The sequence below is a fragment of the Brasilonema sp. UFV-L1 genome, from assembly GCF_012912105.1.
Classification (GTDB): Bacteria; Cyanobacteriota; Cyanobacteriia; order Cyanobacteriales; family Nostocaceae; genus Brasilonema.
The window spans coordinates 1-21840 of sequence record NZ_QMEA01000088.1; the positions used below are offsets into that span (position 1 = coordinate 1).

A 21840-nucleotide genomic window follows, 5' to 3' on the forward strand; every position below is an offset into this window, starting at 1 on the left:
GAGGCGACCCGCGTTCCCGAAGGGCACCGCAGTTTTTCCGGGTTTGATGAAACGGGGGAGTTTTAGCGACGATTGGCACACCTGCGAATCCTCCAAAACCCCGTGGAAAATCTCAAGGGAAGGAAAACAGGTCAGCCACGTCAACGTAGAAACCGATGTCCAATTGTTAAAAAAGATACTTATAGACCTCGCAAGCAAGCGACGAAATCTGCTTAGTTTAAGTATCTTTTTGATTTTTTAGTGCAGACTTCTTTAACTCAGCATCGCTGGGTCGTTTTCCATGTCCTAGTCTAAAGTCCAGTTGGCAACTGCTAACAGATAATTGACACTCTCACGGCTGTGTGAATATCGCGCTACGCGCTTATTCCCACGGCTAGCCGTGGGATTCTTGCTATGTCCTGAGCCCCAGTAATGTAACGTGAATTTAGCAAATTCACGTTACATTACTGCTATTCACTTTTTTGGACTTGAGATATTGCAAAACCTCTTGATATATTTGACTGCTAATACGCTCACCTCGTCTACCATTCTCTAGTTTGATATCATCAACAAAGAAATTGAGCTTAAATTCAGCATAGGTAATGCTATCATCGCTATGATTTGTACCTTTGATTAAAACTTGTGGTTCTTGCCACATTTGCCGTGGTTCTTTGAATCGTTCCCGAACCCATTTATTTAATTCCATCACATAATCATCAATCCGAGTTTCTTCATTCTGGGGATTAGAAAATTTTTGGTATAAACGCTGCGATCTTCGCTTCAGCAGATTAAGCTTGCGCTCCCACTCTTCAGAAACCATATAACTATCGTTATCCAAAAGATTAGGATCGCGAATCCAAATGCGATACCATTTCCGGACTAACTCAATCAACGAATCTTGAACTTTGGTTTCTTGCAGATTAAAAACAGTACGATGGTTTTGAGTTTCGGCAACTGCTTCTAACCCAATCAAAGCTAAAATATTTCGATACTCCTGCTGCACATTATCAATCTCATCTTCGGTTAATCCACCTTTTTCCGCAAACTGGAGTGTGACAACTAGTGTTTCAAGTCCTATTTGAATCTCTTCTAATTTAGAGTTAACTTCTTGTTCTGCAATTAAGCGGAATTTGCCTATTTCTTGTTGTTTTTTTAGTTCATCAATTTGATAGTAATTATCAATTGTTTCTAATTTTTGCTCGATATCTCCTAATGTATCTGGATGAGCTAAAAGAATTTTTACCATCATCATTTTAGCTTCATACAGATCATACTCCACTAATACTTCTACTTGACTGGAGTAATGATAATAAGTTGTAGGACGGCTGAGATTAATAATATTTTGACTTTGTAAATTACTGTTAGGAATGTAAATATCGTAATGCTTGTCAGGCACATAAAGTTGAGTAACCCGCACACCAATTTTCCTGAGCATGGCAATAGAGCCATCCTCAAGGCGCAAAACATCACCAAATTGAAAAGGTGTATCAATTAACAGGACAACACCACTAAAAAAGTTTGCTAAAATACCTTGAGCTGCAAAGCCAATCACGAATGTTGCACCACCTAAAGCTACCCAGATACCAGTAAGATCAACTCCAAACGAACGTAAAACTAAAACAATAGCTATTAAGTAAATTACAATAGGAACTACTGCCTCTAAAAGCGGTAGTAGTACGTTATCCCACATGGCTTCTGTTTGTTGGGTATACTCTTTGAGATAGTAGATAAAAACTTGGATAAAAAGTTGTACTATCCAATAACTAATCGATGCAATTAGTCCGGCTGTGATAATATTTTCAAAGCTGTCAATGACTGTAACTGAAGGCAAACTCTCAAAAGTCAATTTGAGGATGCCCAGGATAAAAGTAGCCAGAGCCGGATAAGCCGAAATATTCAGAGTAACTAGGGCAATGTCTCTTTCAAATTTGCGGAAAATGGAACGCAAAAGGTAAAATAAAATGAAATAAATGAGTACCGCCCCAGCAATGGCAATCAACAGATTACTGGCAACAAATGCCCAAGTATTCACTTGAAATGGCAATAGTTCTTTTAGCATCGTGTGATGGTTGATATGAATGACTCAGTAGTCCCGCAAGCCAATTTACAACTTTCTGAATATCTGCAATCTTTGCCATATAAATTACCAATTATTTCATTGAACTTTTAGTTGTAAACCAGGCAATAATTTCACTAGATTTTGCAAAGATTTACCTTGCCAAGGCTGATCGTTCGAGCCTAATATAACTAATTGAGTTCCTTTCTTTTTACGTAAGCTCATCACGAATTTTGATAGCATACTAATACCAGAACTGTTGAGAAATGCTAGTTCTCTCAAATCTATGGTTATTATTTCTGGGTCAGTTGCGGCAACCTCGTTAAGTAAATTAGTGATTGGTTGGTACTCGCTAGATCCACCAAGACTCAACTCACCTTTAAGGTTAATTTTTGTTGAGTCAGCATCAAATTGTACGATGTAATCCTCTGCCTTAATTTCTTGAGCAATCATTTTTTGTAACTTTCCTTAAGTAAACAATTTGATTATTGAACTTGTGCTGATGAATATTATACTTTGATTTGAGCCATCGTAGTCACAGTCACAACTGGGGAATCACCCTCAATTATGTCTATATTCCAACCCAGTACAGCGCCATAGTCATTAATCATGGTCAATAAACCTAAACCTGAAGCTTCAGTATCTTCTTCAGCACTTTTTTCGATTTGATTAATATACATATCATCGGGATCCGAAGAAAGCAACTCTTCAATGAATGCTTTTAATTTATCTACATCTCCTGGTTTGACGGTATTAGTAGCAAACATTACAGCCATTACATTATCTGAGTTTTCTATAAAGTGAATGCCAAATTTTACTTTGTATTTCAACTTTTCATCGTTAAATTTGATAGCATTCTCAAGTAACTCGTTCGCTACATAGCTAACAGCTCCTTTGCTTTCTTTAATCCGCCTTTCACTATTTGGATCATCTTCATCAACTGGAATGAAGTTGGCCATGTAATCAGCCACGAAATGAGCAGAAAGGCGATTATTTTTCCAGCGTTGTTTAATTGGACGAGAGCTAGGGGTAAAAGTCAGTTGGAGAAAATCCTGCTCTGGAGGAAAGTCGTTGATAAACTCGCCAAACAATTGAGCCATGTTAATAGACCTCTCAAATAAATAAGTAATTAATCATCCAGAAATTTGATTGTTTGTTACTCTCTTACACACCACCCAATGAGACAAAAAATTAAAAAAAGGAGTCATAATTCAGCAATTTATGATTCAGAATTCAGAACCGTAAGTATGGGGATTTAACCCCTTGAGATAGGTAAAATGCGGGCTTCGCCTGACACATTTTACCTATCTCAACCAACCAACCTCAGACACCTTGTAGACAGTGGGGATGCGCGACCCCTAGAGTCATCCGCATAAGGAGTACCGCTCGTTCATTCCTACTCAGCTGATCCTGACTCCTGACTTCTTTTGTTAAAATTATATCAGTTTATAACTTTCAATCGGTAAATTTTTAAATTCATTTTATTGTGTTGATTCTAAATTAAAAATAAAATTAGCAAACAAGGAGGAATTTTTTCATAAAAAGTTTTTTTACCTCATGTTTTTGATTTGAATTCTAAGTGTTGTGGTATCTCTTGATAAATATCACTCTTCCGCTTAAGCACTAGTAATGTGATGTCATCAAATACTTTTTGCTTGCCAATATGTCGCCGTACATCAGTAATGACTGCATCTTTGATATCTTGGGCGGATTTGTACCAATTCTCGCTAATTACTTTACAAAGTCTTTCTACTCCGTATTGGACTTTATTAATATCTTTTGCCTCTGGAATACCATCAGTATAAAGTGCAACTCCATCACCCGGTTGCAAATCCAATGTAATGTGACTGATAAAATCAGCAATTTCACTATCTAAACCAATTGGGAAGCCTAAATCCATCGTATCAATTCGTTCAACTTGACCGTTATTGCGAATGATGAGAATTTCTTCATGCTGTCCACTAATACTAATTTCTCCATCAGCATAGTTGACAATTGCTAGGGTTAAGCTTTTCTCAGAGTTCATCCGTTGCACATTTTTATACATTGTGCGATTCAGTGTATCTAAAAATCTGACTGGATCGACTTCCCGAATTTCTTTGAGAGTGCGAACGGCGGTTTGAACCATCAGCATCAGGATACCACTTTCTAATCCGTGTCCGGTTACATCACCAATGCCTAGTGTCACTACGCCATGTGTATATAGGACATCGTAATAATCTCCACCTACTTCATCAGCAGGTTCCATGAATCCGGCTATATCGAGTTTTTCAATTACCAATTCTTCTGGTTTCGGGAGAATCATCTGCTGGAGCATCCGAGAAACATTGAGTTCTGCTCCCATCCGTAGATTTTGCTCTTGAAGTTGTTCTTTCATTCGGGTTGTTTGCTTTAAATCTTCTAGAGATTCATATAGTTCGCGGTTTTTAACTTCCAATTCTATCATTAATTCATTGCGGCTTTTTTGCTGGATGATGGACTTAATTTTTGCGCTCATATCATTGTTAAAAATCTGGCGATCGCGCAAACTGAGCATACCTTGCACGCGATAAAAGTTGTTTTCTAAAGTGAGGTAATGAACCTGATCAAAAAAGGGAGTTAGTAAGTTGATTACTGGCAAAGATTGATGAGCTGTAAAATTTAACCACAACGCAGAATGACCAACAGTTGTGTTCAGAGCAAATTCGATTTCAAAGATAATAGATAATTTATAGAGAGCGCGACACATTTGTGAGGTTGCAGTGGCTACTCGCGTAGCCATAATGGTTTCTCCAGATAGCAATTTGACGACAGTAAAAACCTTTTTGCGTACCTCATTCAGAGGCATATGATGATTAATAAGAATGCTACCTAATGTAATCATTATTGTTTATACCTGAAAACGACACAAGTTGCATCATCATGGAGTTTGTCAAAACGCCGCACCATATTTCTAGAAATTGTATTAGGACTTTCATAGAGAATTTGAGGATAATCATTTATTTCAAAATGAGCTTTAATTCCGTCGGTATAAAGCAAAACAACATCCGATTTAGTTAACTCAAGTTTCTGTTCTATAGGTGTGCGAAGATGGCTACCAATTATACCTTCTGTTGAACAGAGTCGGATTGAGCGGCTGCCAAAAACCCTAAGAACTGTATTGCCAACTCCTGTATAAAATAACTCGCTTGTTTCCAAATTCAGAACACTTAAACCTGCGGCTGCACCACGAGTTCCTCTAATTTCTGCGTGTAGTTGATGTAGAGTTGCCACGACATCATGACTCCAATTTTCCTTAAGAAAATCTTCAATTTGACGAGCAACAAGATAAGCATCATGTCCATGCCCGAGTACATCAACAATGGCTATAAAAACCAGTTCTTCTCGCTTGTCAATAATGACTGTGTCTCCACTAAAGCGTTCGCCAAAGCAAGGGCGACCAAAGAAAGCACAATCTAAATTATCGGAAACTTTTGTACACATTCATTTGTCGTCGTTTTGAAAATTTAGTTTACAGTTAATCCATTCTGTTTCAATTTCGGTTTTTAGCTTTTGGCAAAAGAAGTACTGAATAAAAAACCCAGTTTTAACGCCATTTTTTAATTATCACTCGTGTTCCTTTCTCCAGCACAGAATTAATTTCAAATTCATCCATCATTCGTTTCACTCCTGGTAATCCTAATCCCAAAGTGCCACTAGAGCTAAAATTGTCAGCCATCGCCTGCTCTAAATCAGGAATCCCAGGTCCTCGATCTTGGGCAGTAATTTCAATGCCAACCCGATAACCTTTTTGTATCGGAGAGATAATAATTTCACCTTTACCCGCATATTTAAGGATATTACGAGACAATTCTGAAACCGCAGTCGCAATCATTTGGCAAGCATTATTATCAAAGCCAATTTCATTAGCTATTCTTTTTGCATCTACAATTGAGCGCACTAAATCTGACTCACTCTTGACTGGAATCCAAATCGAGTTCGGATGGTTCATCTCATTCCTTTAATTGTTCTTGATTAGAGTTTTCCGCTAATAGTCCTATATGCTGATTTAAGGGTCGCAGGCTATTCATTAATTGCAAAGCATCGTCAATATCCAATGCGGCGTAAATGCTATCAATGTCAGCATTTAAATCTACCAAAGCAGATACTACCCCTGGTTGAAAACCAGTTAGGATAGTTTCAACTCCCATTATTGCTGCCATTGACAAAGTGCGTCGCAAAGTTTCAAAATCTTGGAGATCCATAATCTCTACACCTGAGAGATCCAAAATAATACCTCTAGCTTTGTTATTATGCAGCCAATCTAAGATATCTTTGCGAAACTGCTGAAGTACCTCTGCAGTCAATTCTATTTGAATAGAAGCGATTATACAACCTTGTGATAATTGTAAGGGAATGCGCTGAACATCACTACCGTTCATATTTTTAATTCATATTTTTAATTCATCTTTGTAATTCGCAGTCCCAAACGCTGGAAGGCTCCTTCTAGTGCATCCATCATGGTAGCAGTAGTCCTCAGCGTACCCATATCAATACCCAGTTCAACCATAGTTTCAGCAATGGAAGGAGAAATACCACTTAGTGTTGATTCGCAACCCATTAAGCGAGTAGCTTTAGCGATTTTAATTAAGTGATTGGCGACAGCTGTGTCTACCACAGCTACACCACTAATATCTAAAATAAAGACACGAGCGCGGGTACGAGAGATCGCACTTAAAACAGCATTTCTAATATCTAAAGCACGTTTGGAGTCTACAACTCCCACCAAAGGTAACAGCAAAATATTATCCCAAATTTGGGTAACAGGAGTAGACATCTCCATCAATGACTTGCTTTGGACGGCGATCATTTCGTTGGACATCATGGAGTAAACTTCGCAGACTATGCCCGTATCCAAATGTAGAACTTTCGCTACTGCATCTGTTGTTGTCGTCTTATTTTTAGCATTAGCAACTTTTTCTTGAATAATTTCAGAAACAAGGTTGTTAAATATGGTCATGCCGGCAAAAAACATCGTCATGGAGAGTCCGATACGGGCGTGAGTTTCCCCAATGACTCGCCGATGATGGACATATTCATCATCTACCTTGCCAGCTAAAAATTTTTCCCAGTAGATGCGCTGCATTTTCTGAGTATGCTTGAGCAGTTTTGGATCAGAAAAAAACTGTTCGTACTCAGGCTGCTTCATTAGCCAGCTATAGAAACCATCCACCATCTTATCCATCTGCGGTAGCATCAATGGCTCCAGAGATTTGATGTCCTCTAAATCTCTATCAGAAATCTCGTATAACTGCCGTAATGATGAAGAATCTCTGACATCACCAGCAATATGGAGATAGTTTGTTTGAAAATTCATTTGTATTTCCCCTGAATGTTGTTAATCTTTGGATTTAATGGTATCATTTGCGGCTTGTCTATCAGTTAACAGCATACTGGATCACGCAGTAAGTTTGTTATTAACTCAGCGCTGCTGGGTCGTTTTGCGTTGCTTAGTCTAAACTCCAGTTACCAGCCAACCAACGCGATCTTCAAATCGCCCCCAATAATTGCCACATTCTTCCCAAATTTGCTTTTGCACACTCAAGCCAAATTTGCCATTGCTGTATTTCACCCACAGTTGGTCAAGAATATGTAAGTATTCGCAAGGGAAATCTTCCAACCATTCGGTATCAAATAATTCCCAATCTTCTCTCCCCACCATTTGAATAATGATGTGAAGGGTTTCTTGATCTGCATTACGCCACTGCCCATTTATTAAGTAGGTTTCTAACTGGTTCACAGAGGTTTCTAACTGCTGCTCACGCGGAGTTTCACTAGTCTCCCCTCCAATAGATACATTGGTGTCGTCAGTGCTGTCAAATACAAGAGCAACGTTATGGTTTTCTTTAGCCATTACATCGCTCCATAACTCATTTATTAGGTAAGAGTTCGCTAACTGCTGGTGATTCAGAGCTTCACTAGTCTCCCCTTTCACGCATACCTCAAGTCTTGATATAAGAACCTGCCATACTACAGGTGTCCATATCACATGAGCTTCTCCCTCACCATATTTGTTAATAAAGAAGTATGATATACAACGCTGCCACTCAGGAGCAATATATGATGATGCTCGATCAACTGCAAAAAGGTAGTCTACAGGAAGATGCCCCATCGGAGCTTTAATGTCAAAAGTTATATCTTCGTGAGAAATCCATTGATTATTTTCCCTCCAACCAAGACGATCTGCCATTGAATTCATATAACCATCACTTTCCAACAAGACTCTTCTGTGAACACTCAGTCCAAACCAACCACGACTAAAACGTACCCATAATTGATCGACCATTAGAATTTTCTCGCAAGGAATAGATTGACAGTATTTCAATATACGCCCAGTAGGGATAATGAACATTTCGTTTGACGTTACCGAACGTGGCAAATTTGTCCAAACAGCATTAAACAAACTACCTTGCTCCTCCTCCATTAGTAGTTTTGTCGTTTCTTCATCGGCTTTTTTCCATTCTCCTGCTGCAAGATAGCTTGCTAACTTCTCATATTGCGGAGGAACTTGGAACTGCTCTAGCCTCCTACCTTTATCTCTACGAAGATTTATAACCGCTAACCACAGAGTCCCTACAGCAATCGTCGCAGCCAGAATCCATTGGCTACTAATCAAAAGGCTAATTGCGTAAAACCCACCAGCACCTACGGGGAGCCACTTGATTAATATTTGAAGAAATCGCTGCATCTTCCTTAACCTAAGTGCGATCGCATACCTAAGATTCCTATCATTGTGTGGTGTTTCTCGACAATAGTTTGTAATACAAATAAATAACATGATTTATCATTCAGAGACTAAATAGTATAAATGACAACATTTTCGGGAAACAACATGTTAAAAATCTGGGCACTTAGAGAAGCAACATAGTAGTTTTTATCTTGACTCATATGGTATAAATTAGGTCATTACTAAGCTGAAGAAATATGGGGTTTTCTGATAAATAATTTAGGATTGCTATAGCATCAGTCTTAATTTTTATCCAACAATCAAATGCCAGCTAAAGTCATACTCACGATCACCGAAGGCACCCTCAAAGGTCAAAAATTCATCTTCGACTCACGTACCACCTGCATCATCGGTCGCGCTAAAGACTGCAACCCTCAACTACCCGATGACGAAACCCATAAAACTATCTCCCGTTATCACTGCCTCCTAGATATTAACCCCCCTGACATCCGTATACGCGACTTCGGTAGTAAAAACGGCACCTACATCAACGACACAAAAATTGGACAGCGCGAACCAGACCAAACTCCGGAGGAAGGAGCAAAGTTAACATTTTCAGAGTATGATTTACAAACCGGGGATGAAATCAAACTTGGTAATACTGTCTTTGCAGTTAGTGTTGAAGTTAACCCAGAATCTATAAATATTCCTAACTTTTTCCCCCCTACAATTGATGTTAAGCAAAACCCAACACAGCCCCCAAATCTCTTAGAAATTATTAAACGTTGGCTGGGTTTGGCTGAAAGTGGGAATAGCAACCTGAAAGCAATTAAAAGTTACAGCCTTATTAAACTGCTGGGAAAAGGTGGTTTCGGAGAAGTTTATTTAGCACAACACAATCACTCCGGTAGGTTTGTGGCATTAAAGCTGATGTTACCCGAGAACGCAGCAAAAGAAGACGCGATACAGAGATTTTTGCGGGAGATGGACAATACTAAAGCTTTGCAACACCCTAATGTCGTGCAACTTATGGATTATGGCTTTTATGAGGGCATTTTCTTTTTTACAATGGACTATTGCTCCGGTGGAAGTGTTTGGGATTTGATGCAGCAGCAGGGCGGACGATTATCTATTGATATTGCACTGCCAATTATTCTGCAAGTTCTCAATGGTTTGGAATACACCCACAATGCGGAAATTCCTTACGTAAAATTCGGTGATGGTAGCTTTGGTAAAGGTAGGGGTTTAGTTCACCGTGACCTAAAACCAGGTAATATCTTTCTTAGCTACAGTGACGGAAAACTGACGGCAAAAATAGGGGATTACGGTTTAGCCAAGGCATTTGACCAAGCTGGTTTAAGCGGTCAAACAATGAGCGGTACTAAAGCTGGTACACCTGTTTTTATGCCTAGACAGCAGGTGATCAATTTCAAATATGCCAAGCCAGAGGTGGATATTTGGGCTACAGCCGCCTGTTTATACTTTATGCTAACTGGTACTTTTCCTCGTAACTTTGTTGGTAGTGACCCATTTTTAGCGGTGTTGCAAACTAATGCGGTACCTATTCGCGATCGCGATGCCTCAATTCCAGAACAATTAGCTCAATTAATTGACCAAGCTCTAGTTGACAAACCAGAGATTCATTTTAAAAGTGCTGCTGGCTTTAAGCAAGCTTTGTTAAGTGTACTCTAATGAGCACGCTTTCTATTGCGGTAGGGTGATAGTTTATATAGTTTAGTCTTAAAAATGTGAAAAAAAGGAAGGACGTGTAGAAGTCATCCCCAAAGTTGATCCAAGAAAATCACCTGATATTTAACTTATAAATCTAACGCAGCATCTAGAAAAGTTTTTAAAACATAGCTTAGAAGGTAATTATGTCTAATACATCTTCAGGTTGTTTCGGCTGTTTAGAAACCATAATTTCTCTTACTTTTATCGGTTCATAAGAGTGTTATGAAGGAAACATGGATTTCTGAGCGCCGCACTATTCAATTATTTGGGTTAACCATTGATCGACATATCTCAGCACCAAATGAGCTTGACTTCCCCGGATGCAATTATCATCTACTTTGTCTTCTGTTGAGCGATGGCAATCAACAAAAACTGACTCGCATCGGTAAACAAGAATCTGAAAAACCTCAAGCCAAAGGAGATTTCTGGATTTGTCCTGCTGAGGTTTCAGGAGTTTGGGCATGGGAAAGTACTGATGAATCGCTGATGTTTGTGATTGATCCACTGTTTTTGAATCAAATGGCAGAAGAGATTGGTGGGTTGGATGCGAACAAGGTTGAGTTACTCAGTACGGTAAGTGCCCATGATCCACAAATTGAAGCGATCGCTCGTCTGTTTCAAACAGAATTTGACAACGGCGGTATCGGTGGACAACTTTATGTCGAATCGCTGACACAGGTGTTTATCATTCACTTGCTGCGACAATACTGTGCGTTTGCACCGAAAAAGCTGCACGATGAAGGTTTGCCTGACAATCGACTTCAGCAAGTGCTGGACTACATCCACAACTATTTAGATCGACCGCTTCATCTAGCTGAACTCGCAGAAATTTCGGGCATAAGTCAATATCATTTTTGCCGATTATTTAAGCAGTCAATGGGTATAGCACCCTATCAATACGTACTTCAGCAACGAATGGAAAAAGCTAAAGAACTATTGCAACAAAGAAAATATGCGATCGCTGAAATTGCTCTGCTTGTTGGTTGTACAGATCAAAGTCGCTTCACAAGACATTTTAGAAAATATGTCGGAGTCACACCCAAGATGTTCTTAAAGAAAAAGTAGAACTGTGCGATACGAATCCCGATAGCAAGAATGACCTAAATCATGATTTGATCCAGCAAGAAAAGTCTATCGTTTATCCGGTAGTACATTGTATCTTCGGGTTCTACACCTAATAATCCCGTCACCAGTAAACGTAATACTTTACACAGGTTAGGTTCTACCAACGAATTTATGAGAAAAATCAGCCGTATTTTGCTTTCTGTTGTTCTCGTCAGCACTGCCGTAGTTTCCGTAGCGGTGGATTGGAACGTGACTCATCTTTTCAATCCTGAATGGCATCCTCACGCCAAATTCCATGATGCGGTGATGCTGTGGTTGCTTAGTGGAATGAGTATTATGGCGCTGTGGTTGCTTTGGAGACAATCAACAGAACCCAATATCGGTTACACAGTTGCAATGTTGGTGCCTGTTATTTTCTGGTCACCCTTTTTCTTTGTGACGCTAGTGATTCCTGGAACCAGTTTGCAAGCTGACCTTAAAGAAGCTCCACCAATGATAGCAGGGATTGCGATTTACCCCAACGTCGTGGTTGCAACGGTCAGCGTCATTTTGGCATTAATTGGTTATGGTTTATACTGTGCCTCTAGTTCGGAAGCGAGTCGTCTATGAGATTTATCTCGATTGTCAGCTTTGCATTCCTAGTCACTTTTGTGCCTAGTCAGCCTGCTCTTGCTCATATCGGACATGGTAGCTTCCTAACCCAAAACCTGGCTCGCATGACTCTATCCCCAACATTGATGTTAAGTGGGATAGGCATTGCCCTGATTGCTGGAGCTGGACATGCCCTCTCACCCGGACATGGGAAAACGATGGTAGCAGCATATCTCGTCGGTTCGCGGGGCACTCCTCAACAGGCAGTCGTACTGAGTTTGGTGACAACGCTTACTCACACAATCAGCGTTTTCGCGCTAGGCATTGTCGCTTTGTTGCTATCTCAGTATATTTTACCAGATAATTTATATCCATTGTTGAGTTTCTTTAGCGGATTGATGGTTTGTGGTGTTGGTTTTTGGTTACTTGATCGACATCTCAACCCAGCACCTAAACATCATCATCACCATACTCACAATGATTGTCCTGATCATATACACTCTCCCTCTGATTCTCAAGTCACCTTACAGTCTCTTCTAACTCTGGGGATTGCAGGTGGTTTAGTTCCCTGCCCGTCAGCCCTGGTTTTGTTGTTGAGTGCGATCGCTCTTCATCAAACTGCATACGGCTTACTATTAGTGTGTGCGTTCAGTTTTGGATTAGCAGTCGTATTAGTGAGCGTTGGTTTATTGGTTATCTATGCTCACCACTGGTTGAAGCGTTTTTCATGGGTTGAACCGTTACAACAGTATACTCCCAAGATGAGTGCGATCGCGGTGATTGCTGTAGGAAGTATACTGATGGCTTTTGCTGTTATTTAGAAGTTAAAAAATATGAAAATCGGCATCATTGGTGCTGGCAACATGGGTGCTGCACTCGGTAAAATTTGGGCAAAAGCTGGACACCAAGTTATCTTTTCATACTCAAGAGATGAGAAAAAACTCCATCAACTTGCTGCGTCTGCAGGCGAAACTGCAAAAGCTGGAACTCCTCAAGAAGCAGTCACACAAAGCGACGTGATTTTGTTTGCTGTTTGGGTGCCTTCGTTAGAAGATGTGATTCATGCTGTTGGTTCTTTAGATGGCAAGATTGTTATTACTTGTGTAAGTGGGTTACAACCAGACTTTACGGGACAGACGATTGGCTTGCCTACCGACCTAAAAATTTCTGTAGCTGAAACCATTCAACAATTAGCACCTAACGCAAAGGTTGTGGAAGCATTTAATACTACCTTTGCAGAAATAATCGCCTCAGATTCCAGACAGTTTGGTGATCATCGTCCTAGTATCTTTTATTGTGGTGATGACACAGAGGCAAAAAGGATAACTGCTGACTTAGTTAAGGAATGCGGTTACGAAGCAATAGACGCGGGAAACTTGATAGTCGCGCGGACACTGGAAACGCTAGCGACAGCCTGGGTACAGTTTGCTGTTGCCAGTAAGTTGTTCCCGAATCTTGGACTTAAGGCACTACGACGGTGAGCAATCAGCCGCCTAACAAACTCAATGCACCTGACCTCAAAACCTTCAAGTGCCGCGCCGTAGGCGATGATAGCGAACGCGAGTGCGTGCGCCTTAGCCCATAGTTTTGATAGCTGTGGAAAGCGTCAATTGCCTCTAGTTGACAAATCAGAAATTCATTACGGACTAAGGCTAGGGCGATCATCGCTTACTATAGAACTTATAGCTGTAGCCTGAATGCGCCATGCAAATTACAGTTGAAATTCCCGATGAAATTGCTCAGAGACTAAACCAAGCATGGGGAAGCCTTTCTCGTCGCCTCCTAGAAACGGTTGTCGCTGATGCTTATCGTTGTGGTGAGATTAGTACTGCTGAAGTAGGGCAGATACTTCAATTACCATCACGTCTAGAAACTCATGCTTTTTTGAAACGGATGGGTGTTTACCTGAATGACGACGAAACTGAATTAGAACAGGATCTTCAAACCCTTAAGAAGTTCAGAGCACAATGATTGTTGTATCTGATACTTCATCAATTTGTTATATCATGTCCGGATAAACACTTATAAAAAAACGAATAACCTCACCCGCCTTCGGCACCCTCTCCTTATTAAGGAGAGGGTTGATGCGAGATCAAGCAGGAATTATAAGTAATTAAGCGGACATGATATTACTTGCTGTTGATCGACCATATCAAAGTATTGCAAGAACTCTACGGCGTAGTGATAATTCCTCAAACTGTGGCTGATGAATTAAACGCTCCTGAGTCACCATCTGTCGTCCGAAATTGGATAGCCAAACCTCCGAACTGGCTGCAAATTCAACCCATTGAAACCCTCCAAAACGTAGAGATCGAAAAACTCGATCCTGGTGAACGAGAAGCAATTTTATTAGCAGAGAAACTAAAAGCTGACTTGGTAATCTTGGATGACAAAGCCGCAAGACAGGTAGCTTTGGAGCGTGGTTTGACGATTATTGGACTTCTGGGTATTCTCAAAGACGCTGCTAAATCTGGTTTGCTGGATTTGAGGACAGTTTTTGACGATTTGCGAGAAGTTGGCTTTTGGGTTGCACCAAGTTTAATTGGACAGCTTCTCAAAGAGGAGTGATTTTCATTGCTCATTGAATATCCTCAATCAACATTTATAGCAGTCGCCAAGCTGATTAGGACGAAGGTTCTTGGCTTATCCTCAAAGGATAGCTTTTCTCAGATGTCCTAAGATTTCTGTCCACTGCTATAACAATAATTTCATGGCGAAAAGTAAATAAAAAAAGCATAAAGCTAACTTACGTAATGAGAAAGCAAACGAGCATTCTCACAAAGCAATCAGCCATTTTGCTTGCCCAAAATACCAAAATGAATGCGTACACTACTCAAATGAGAAAGCAAACAGGCATTTTGAGAAAGCAATTAGCCATTTTGCTTGCCCAAAATACCAAAATGAATGCGTACACTACTCAAATGAGAAAGCAAACAGGCATTTTGAGAAAGCAATTAGCCATTTTGCTTGCCCAAAACACCAAAATGAATGCATGAACTACTCAAATGAGAAAGCAAACGGGCATTCTCACAAAGCAATCAGCAAAATATAGCAGGAACTCTTAACAGGCTTGAAAGTCTCTTAGTGTTAGGGTTTTATATTCAGTCTATGTCCTAAACTACCTGGCGACAGCTATATTTAAAGGCGAGTATTGAAACTATAATCTGGAACAGTGCGACTATATTGTGTAGCTCCGCAGTGTTTTTTATACACAACTGAGATGCACCGACGTTCTGGAAGCTTTGAAATGCTCAAACATCTCACAAACGGCAAAGTATTAGCTGCCTTGTTTGTACTAGTTTTCTGCCTTACCTTAGTATACGGTTGCTTTTCTGGACAAAAAATTGTAAAATCAGCACCACAGTTACTCACAGATCCATTTCTACAACTCCCCACTCAGTCTTCAGTCCGAGTTGTGTGGTTTACCGAGTTCGCTGGTTCCAAACATAATGTTGCATATGGCGACAATCTTCAGCAAACAGCCGTAGCGAATACAACCAAACTCAGTCGGACACGAGAAGATCACGAATCAAGAGTCGGAAATCAAAAAGAAAACGGACAAGTTTACAAGCAACCTGTCTCGCGTGACATTTGGCGACATGAGGCCCAAGTCGTTGGCTTAACTTCTGGTAAACGAGTTTCTTATCGTGTGACGAGTGTTAGAGAAGATGGCGAGACTGTTAGTAGTAAGACTTTTACCCTAGCACCAACCCCAACAGCAGGAACACCATTAAAAATTTTGCTAACTTCAGATCATCAATTGAAACCAATGGTAGCAGCAAATCTGCAAAAGGTTGTGGAAACAGTTGGTAAAGTCGATTCTGTGTGGTTAGCAGGAGATACAGTGAATATTGCAGATCGTGCTTCTGAATGGTTTGATGATAATGGAGGTGGTGCTTTTTTTCCTAGTTTGCAAGGTCGTGCCAAGTTTGAAAAAGATATTAATGGAATAAAGTCATCTTTTATTGGTGGAGAAATTATTCAACATGCCCCTATGTTTCTCAGCATTGGTAATCATGAAGTGATGGGACGGTTTGGTAAGGGCGGGAGTTTAGGTGATGAATTTAATGATGCCTTTCCGCGTTCAGTTGCTACAAATTTGTATGGGGAAAAATCGCTAAAAGATAATTCTTATAATACTGATACTTACGAAGAAATTTTCACATTACCTCAAAGTCAAGAAGGTGGAGAAAGTTATTATGCAGTTAGTTTTGGTGATGTGCGTCTAGTCGTTCTGTACGCGACGAATATCTGGCGAACTCCCAGAATGGATGCAGAAGCAAAAGGAAAGTTTCAGGAGAGAGACAAAGATTTGCAAAATCCAGAAAATTGGGGTTACGGACAACTTATTTTTGAACCAATTGCTAAAGGAAGTAAGCAGTACAACTGGTTAGCACAAGAACTCAACAGCCCTGAGTTTAAACAAGCAAAGTATAAAGTCGTGATGTTTCATCATCCGCCTCATTCTTTGGGCGATAATATTGTCCCTGCTTATACAGAACCCGTGCAGATTATTGAACGTGATGCAAATGGCAAGATTAAGACAGTACGTTACAAGTATCCTAAAAAAGCAGATTATTTAATTCGCGATGTGATGCCCTTACTTGAAGCAGCTCGTGTACAGATGGTATTCTACGGACATTCCCATGTGTGGAACCGCTTTCAGAGTCAGTCGGGAATGCACTTTTTAGAAACATCTAATGTTGGTAATACTTACGGTGCTTTCTTGAGTGGTGATCAGCGTCCAGTTCCACCAGGTGACAAAAAGGATTATGCTGCACTTGGGGATCCCAATGGGTTAGAGGCAGTTTTACCAACAATAGCTCCATTGCTAGGTAAAGATGGTAAACCCATACCGTATATTGCTAGTAATGAGATTACGGCTTTTAGTATTTTTGACACAGGTACGGGTACAGTGAGCAGTTATCGTTTTGATACTAGTCAGCCAGATGCAAAAGTTGTGAAGTTTGATGAGTTTCAGTTGCTACAATTGAGATAGTAATTTGTCATACTCTGCGTGTGAGCCAACCCAGAACCAAATGACAGTATCTCCATCTAACTGTCCAACTGCTCGATAACTTTTACTGATCCGAGCAGAATAGATTGGTAACTCCGGATGCACCTTTTTGAAGCGCAGACTTGGATGTCCAGGATCTTGCTTGAATTGGCGATATGCCTCACGTGTCTGTTCCTGAACTTGATCAGGCAGCGCAGCAAAGGCTTTGCGAAACTGAGCAGTTGTACGTGACTTCACAACGTTTCAGGATCTAGCTCTTGGGTTTCACCTGCGTGATACTCAGCCATTGCTGCGGCTGCAAGTTTGGCAAGAGCATCCTGGGAATTTGCAAATGATTCATCCCATCGGATGTCGTCTTCAAGTTCTTCCAGAATCATTGCAGCGATCGCATCTTGCTCACTAGCAGGCAAGGTTTTCAATCGGGCGATCGCTTGTTCGAGTAAGTTGGTCATTGCTATCATACCCTAAACAAGAGACACTCTTAATTATCGATGATCTCAAAGTTAAAGTCAGCGACGGGCATAACCTTGAAGGAACTAACGCTCAAGGTAAGCACTGGAAAATAAGCTCGAACACTACACTAGAGACTTTCGTCTGTCTGCTGTAATCAAATATTAACCCGGCGTTGCGGCTACCATTGGTGCGCTTAAGTAACAAACGATATCTGAAAGGTTAGTCGTGAAATCCCAATGTCTATCTCCTAATAATCTTCGATAATTCGCATCTCCTTTAACCACTATCAAACTGGAATTAGATAACTCATTTTTGAGAGACTCAGGTATTTCCCAAAAAGCTAGAGGTGATGTCCAAAAATAATCCTCGCTTAAAATTAACTGTTCTGAGGCAATATATTCTTGTAGTCTTTGAGCAAAGGATATCAATTCTGGATTGCTTGAAGCTAATAAAAACTCTATTGTAAAATGGACATCTTTAATCATGGCATCAGAGACAAATGTTGGGTGAGGCTTCAAATGTAATTTCATCTGACTCGCCACACCGCTACCTAAAAGATAATCCACCAAACACAAATCACAAACAAGTTCAAATCCAGCATTATCTACGACAAAATCAACGCGCCCTTGACGACTCACCAACAATTCAGTGACTTTTGGTGCATCATCTACTAATATGTAAGATTGTTGACTTTGAATATCAAATTGAGAGCGATCTGCGCTTCCTTGCAGCAGCGTTAGCGCAGGCCCCCTAAGGGGCCAGCTATCGCCCTCAAATGCAGACCAAAGACTTAAGTCAACTCGATTTCCCCACAAAGCAAAATATAATAATGCTATCAAATCTGTTTGCTTTGACTGACTTTGCTGCTGTGATACTTTCAACCATTCATTTACTTGAGTGCATAAAGCAGTGATTGAGTCAAGTGAATTTTCTAAACCTTGGCGTTTTTGCAACTCAAATGGATCTACACCTTGCCATTCACCAGGACAAAAGTAATTAGTTTTTTGCAGAATCAATCGATAGAAATAAGTTTCAGCAAAGAACCAGGGAACATCTATCCAACGCTGTCCTTCATATGGTTTTAAATATCTATCCCAACTTGAAAAATCTGAGCCAGTGTCATCTACAAAAGGTGACAAATATCCTACCGGAAGTTCAGTGGCTAGTTTCTCCAAACTGGCATTAACAAGAAAGAATTCAGGAGTCAGGAGCCAGAATTCAGCATGAATTCTTTAGACTGGCGGATGAATAAGTGGGTTTAAGTCCCCTACCAAATTGAAAATTTGGTAGTGCTTCTAGGTGGCGGGTTTGAATCCCCCACTGATTGATTCTGACCGGAGGCGGAGCGGCTGGTGGCTCCGCTCCTGGATTCTGAATTCTGACTTCTTCTTCAATATTGGGTGGAAACTGATTTTCCTCGATAACTCTACGGGCAAGATTAGGCATCCGTTGAGTGACTGTAAACTCGGTAAACGTACCAACTTCTGCACCCACAAGTGGTTGTGGTAAGGGTAATCTAGGAGTACTGGATTTTTGTTCCACTAGCTTTCGTTTGTTATAAAGCACCACTTTTAAATATTGCGGTACTTTGTTAACAAACCTTACAGATTTAAGATTCAGTTTAGAAATCTATAAGTTCAGATTCCTGACAACTCTTACGAAGTCGAGAATCTTGTTGTATACGAATGATTTAGTAAAATCGCTATATCACTGATGCAGTCGTTAACGTTAATGATGTCTACGGCTATGACGAGAGACTTCTGGCAAAAGAGGTTGATCACAATTCAGGCACAAAACTAAAATTGCTTATATTTACAGAATATAAAAAAATACATGAGTTATCTATGAAACTAAGTCTGTGCATGATTGTTAAAAACGAAGAAGCAACACTGTCTAAATGTCTTGGGAGTGTTAAAAATGTGGTCGATGAAATGGTAGTTTTAGATACAGGCTCTACAGATAGTACTCCGCAAATCGCCACAAAATTTGGTGCGAAAGTGCATCACTTCGAATGGTGCAATGACTTCAGTGCTGCCCGGAATGAAGCTTTAAAATATGTCACAGGTGATTGGATTCTGGTTTTAGATGCGGATGAAACTCTCAGCCAGAAGATTGTACCGCAGTTAAAGCAAGTGATACAAAGGGAAGAATACCTTCTGGTGAACCTCCTGCGTCATGAGGTAGGAGCAGAACAATCGCCTTATTCATTAGTTTCTCGTCTTTTCCGCAATCATCCAGACATCCGCTTTTCTCGCCCTTATCATGCATTAGTGGATGATAGTGTATCAGAAATTTTAACTAAGGAACCACATTTGCAAGTGGGATATTTGGAAGGAGTGGCTATTCTACACACAGGATACCAAAAAAGTGCGATCGCTCAACAAGATAAACTCACCAAAGCGCAAGCAGCGATGGAAGAGTTTCTTGCTTCTCATCCCAATGACCCTTATGTTTGTAGTAAGTTGGGGGCGCTTTATGTGGAAACTGGGAAGACAGTAGAAGGTATCAAATTGTTGGCGCTGGGAGTCGCTTCTTGTGAAGAAGAGTATGAGACTTTGTACGAACTCTACTATCATCTTGGCATTGCCTACTCTCGTTTGCAAAATTATAAAAATGCGATCGCCCATTATGATGCAGCAGTGAAATTGCCCATTTATCCAATTCTCAAACTAGGAGCATACAACAATCTGGGCAACTTACTCAAAGCAACTGGAGATTTAAATGGTGCAAAGACTGCTTACGAAGCAACAATTAAGATAGACTCCAATTTTGTCCCAGGATATTACAATTTAGGGATGACGCTAAAGGCAATGAATTCATTCAAAGATGCCATCTTAGCTTATCGAAAAGCCATTGAGTTAAATCCTACATATGCTGAAGCTTACCAAAACTTGGGAGTATTGCTGCTGAAACTTGGCTATGTACAAGATAGTCTCATGACTTTTAAAGCTGCGATCGCCCTTCATGAACAGCAAAAAAATCCTGAAGAGGCGAAACGACTGCGTCAAGGTTTGGAAGAAATGGGGTTAATTTAGGAAATGGTTTTGATTTCTAATGGTAGGATGACAGTAAAAGTCGAGCCAACCCCAAGGAGCGATTCCAGTTCTATTTTGCCTTGCATGAGTTTTACGAGCTGCTTGACAATTGCCAACCCTAAGCCAGTACTATCAGGCAAGCGAGCGTGCAAAGTGGAGCTGGCTCGAAAGAAGGGATCAAAAACACGCAGCTGATCTTCTTGTGAAATTCCGACTCCAGTGTCAGCGATAGCTTCGCTGCTGCGCGGAGCGCAGATCGCAATACACCACTGCTGATCAGATAACATCTGACACGTTAATTGAACAGTTCCCGACTCTGTATAGCGAATCGCATTACTCAAAAGATTCGTGATAATTTGCTGTAATCGTAAGGGATCTGTCATAACTTGGTTGGGGGCTTGCGAGCAATCAACCATCATCACAAGCCCTTTCGCTGCAGCTAAAGGCTCCATGATTTCCATAACAGCATTAATCACAGAACGCACATCTATTGACATTACACGCAGTTGCATCTTCCCTGCTTCACATCGGGAAAGTTCCAGTGTCGAGTTGATCAGGGAGAGTAACTGGCGACTATTGCGTATCACGCGCTCAATGTTTTCGACACTAGGAAGAGTGTCTCTCACCTCTGGGCGGTGTCGTACTTGGCGCAAAAACAAATCTGAGTAGTTAATAATCGAGTTCAGAGGAGTTTTGAGTTCGTGGGCTAGCTGAGAAAAATTGTCTTGAGTTGCACTTACTAAACGATTAAGTTCCTCATTAGTGAGCATCAACTGACTTTGCAACTGCTTTAGTTCTCGCAACCGCTCTTCTGTATAGCTTTTAAAACACTGAGCGATCGCTTCATCCACTACAGCGTCAATCACCCTCATGGCTCGAATGACTTCTGCGACTGTTCCCAACTGTAGATCTGCATTGATTGCTGCAAATATCTCTTGGCGTAGTAGGCGATACTCTAATGCGATTTCAGCAGAATCAAAGCCTTGTTGAGATCTGAAAACCCCATGTGTTAAACTTGCCCGAACTAATAACTCAATATTACTGTCAGTCGATTGGGAAAGCACGGTTGCCATCGCTGCTAGGACATGAGGAATATGATTCCGTATATCTATGCGAGGTAGTGAATCGGCACTCTCAATATCCTTATCAACGCGAACTGCTTTGACCCAGTTCTCTACAATCGTGTTAGTTTTTTCACTAAGTAAGTGACTATAATCCATCAGTTAGC

23 protein-coding genes and 1 pseudogene are annotated in these 21840 nt (G+C 40.6%); 10 read left to right on the plus strand and 14 right to left on the minus strand.

Annotated elements, in window-relative coordinates; translation table 11 throughout:
- On the plus strand, positions 1-241 hold a 241-nt coding region (locus DP117_RS35525; protein ID WP_211176286.1), incomplete at its 5' end, for a hypothetical protein.
- Between the two features lie 192 nt (positions 242-433).
- Here the strand turns inward: DP117_RS35525 and DP117_RS22690 are convergent.
- The 9 genes from DP117_RS22690 to DP117_RS35530 all read right to left on the minus strand — a co-directional run bounded on the left by DP117_RS22690 (position 434) and on the right by DP117_RS35530 (position 8831).
- Positions 434-2038 (minus strand): mechanosensitive ion channel domain-containing protein, encoded by a 1605-nt coding sequence (locus DP117_RS22690; RefSeq protein ID WP_169220504.1) that lies wholly within the window; start codon positions 2036-2038, stop codon positions 434-436.
- A gap of 96 nt (positions 2039-2134) precedes the next feature.
- Complete coding sequence (locus tag DP117_RS22695; protein ID WP_169220505.1) at positions 2135-2488, minus strand: STAS domain-containing protein; 354 nt, start codon at positions 2486-2488, stop codon at positions 2135-2137.
- A 56-nt stretch (positions 2489-2544) separates the two neighbouring features.
- Positions 2545-3135 carry a DUF6272 family protein gene (locus DP117_RS22700; RefSeq protein ID WP_169220506.1) on the minus strand — a complete coding sequence of 197 codons (591 nt, stop codon included), beginning with the start codon at positions 3133-3135 and terminating at the stop codon, positions 2545-2547.
- Positions 3136-3590: 455 nt separating this feature from the next.
- Entirely contained in the window at positions 3591-4796 is a 1206-nt protein-coding gene (locus tag DP117_RS22705; RefSeq protein WP_248277777.1) for a PP2C family protein-serine/threonine phosphatase, read from the minus strand.
- A 101-nt stretch (positions 4797-4897) separates the two neighbouring features.
- Complete coding sequence (locus DP117_RS22710; RefSeq protein ID WP_169220508.1) at positions 4898-5497, minus strand: SpoIIE family protein phosphatase; 600 nt, start codon at positions 5495-5497, stop codon at positions 4898-4900.
- A gap of 103 nt (positions 5498-5600) precedes the next feature.
- Entirely contained in the window at positions 5601-6005 is a 405-nt protein-coding gene (locus tag DP117_RS22715; RefSeq protein WP_169220509.1) for an anti-sigma regulatory factor, read from the minus strand.
- Position 6006: 1 nt separating this feature from the next.
- Entirely contained in the window at positions 6007-6435 is a 429-nt protein-coding gene (locus tag DP117_RS22720; RefSeq protein ID WP_169220510.1) for an STAS domain-containing protein, read from the minus strand.
- A gap of 17 nt (positions 6436-6452) precedes the next feature.
- Positions 6453-7370, minus strand: a complete 918-nt coding sequence (locus DP117_RS22725; RefSeq protein WP_169220511.1) for a protoglobin domain-containing protein — start codon at positions 7368-7370, stop codon at positions 6453-6455.
- Between the two features lie 138 nt (positions 7371-7508).
- Positions 7509-8831, minus strand: a complete 1323-nt coding sequence (locus DP117_RS35530; RefSeq protein WP_211176287.1) for a GUN4 domain-containing protein — start codon at positions 8829-8831, stop codon at positions 7509-7511.
- Positions 8832-9044: 213 nt separating this feature from the next.
- Between DP117_RS35530 and DP117_RS22735 the strand changes: the two genes are divergently transcribed.
- The 8 genes from DP117_RS22735 to DP117_RS22770 all read left to right on the plus strand — a co-directional run bounded on the left by DP117_RS22735 (position 9045) and on the right by DP117_RS22770 (position 17106).
- A complete protein-coding gene (locus DP117_RS22735) occupies positions 9045-10412 on the plus strand; it encodes a protein kinase (RefSeq protein WP_169220512.1) in 1368 nt (455 codons plus the stop codon).
- A gap of 261 nt (positions 10413-10673) precedes the next feature.
- On the plus strand, positions 10674-11516 hold the full coding sequence (locus tag DP117_RS22740; protein WP_211176288.1) for an AraC family transcriptional regulator: 843 nt from the start codon (positions 10674-10676) through the stop codon (positions 11514-11516).
- A 171-nt stretch (positions 11517-11687) separates the two neighbouring features.
- A complete protein-coding gene (locus DP117_RS22745; protein ID WP_169220513.1) occupies positions 11688-12125 on the plus strand; it encodes a DUF6640 family protein in 438 nt (145 codons plus the stop codon).
- Complete coding sequence (locus DP117_RS22750; protein WP_169220514.1) at positions 12122-12928, plus strand: sulfite exporter TauE/SafE family protein; 807 nt, start codon at positions 12122-12124, stop codon at positions 12926-12928. The genes DP117_RS22745 and DP117_RS22750 overlap by 4 nt, the downstream gene beginning before the upstream one ends.
- Before the next feature lie 12 nt (positions 12929-12940).
- Positions 12941-13588, plus strand: coding sequence for an NADPH-dependent F420 reductase (locus DP117_RS22755; protein ID WP_169220515.1), 648 nt, complete (start codon positions 12941-12943; stop codon positions 13586-13588).
- A 223-nt stretch (positions 13589-13811) separates the two neighbouring features.
- Entirely contained in the window at positions 13812-14078 is a 267-nt protein-coding gene (locus DP117_RS22760; RefSeq protein ID WP_169220516.1) for a UPF0175 family protein, read from the plus strand.
- A gap of 162 nt (positions 14079-14240) precedes the next feature.
- Positions 14241-14675 carry a DUF3368 domain-containing protein gene (locus DP117_RS22765; protein WP_169220517.1) on the plus strand — a complete coding sequence of 145 codons (435 nt, stop codon included), beginning with the start codon at positions 14241-14243 and terminating at the stop codon, positions 14673-14675.
- Positions 14676-15354: 679 nt separating this feature from the next.
- Positions 15355-17106 (plus strand): fibronectin type III domain-containing protein, encoded by a 1752-nt coding sequence (locus tag DP117_RS22770; protein WP_169220518.1) that lies wholly within the window; start codon positions 15355-15357, stop codon positions 17104-17106.
- On the opposite strand, the gene DP117_RS22775 is transcribed toward DP117_RS22770, so the two are convergent.
- The 4 genes and pseudogenes from DP117_RS22775 to DP117_RS22790 form a co-directional block, all read right to left on the minus strand.
- Positions 17092-17361, minus strand: a complete 270-nt coding sequence (locus DP117_RS22775) for a hypothetical protein (RefSeq protein WP_169220519.1) — start codon at positions 17359-17361, stop codon at positions 17092-17094. The two genes, DP117_RS22770 and DP117_RS22775, sit on opposite strands and share 15 nt — an antisense overlap.
- Positions 17358-17576, minus strand: a complete 219-nt coding sequence (locus tag DP117_RS22780; RefSeq protein WP_169220520.1) for a hypothetical protein — start codon at positions 17574-17576, stop codon at positions 17358-17360. The genes DP117_RS22775 and DP117_RS22780 overlap by 4 nt, the downstream gene beginning before the upstream one ends.
- 177 nt (positions 17577-17753) lie before the next feature.
- Positions 17754-18764: pseudogene (locus DP117_RS22785) on the minus strand (damage-control phosphatase ARMT1 family protein); the annotation flags it as partial.
- A gap of 31 nt (positions 18765-18795) precedes the next feature.
- Positions 18796-19146, minus strand: coding sequence for a hypothetical protein (locus DP117_RS22790; protein ID WP_211176292.1), 351 nt, complete (start codon positions 19144-19146; stop codon positions 18796-18798).
- A gap of 293 nt (positions 19147-19439) precedes the next feature.
- On the opposite strand from DP117_RS22790, the gene DP117_RS22795 reads away from it, so the two are divergent.
- Positions 19440-20612, plus strand: a complete 1173-nt coding sequence (locus DP117_RS22795) for a glycosyltransferase (RefSeq protein WP_169220530.1) — start codon at positions 19440-19442, stop codon at positions 20610-20612.
- On the opposite strand, the gene DP117_RS22800 is transcribed toward DP117_RS22795, so the two are convergent.
- Complete coding sequence (locus tag DP117_RS22800; RefSeq protein ID WP_169220521.1) at positions 20609-21832, minus strand: sensor histidine kinase; 1224 nt, start codon at positions 21830-21832, stop codon at positions 20609-20611. The two genes, DP117_RS22795 and DP117_RS22800, sit on opposite strands and share 4 nt — an antisense overlap.
- Positions 21833-21840: the final 8 nt, after the last annotated feature.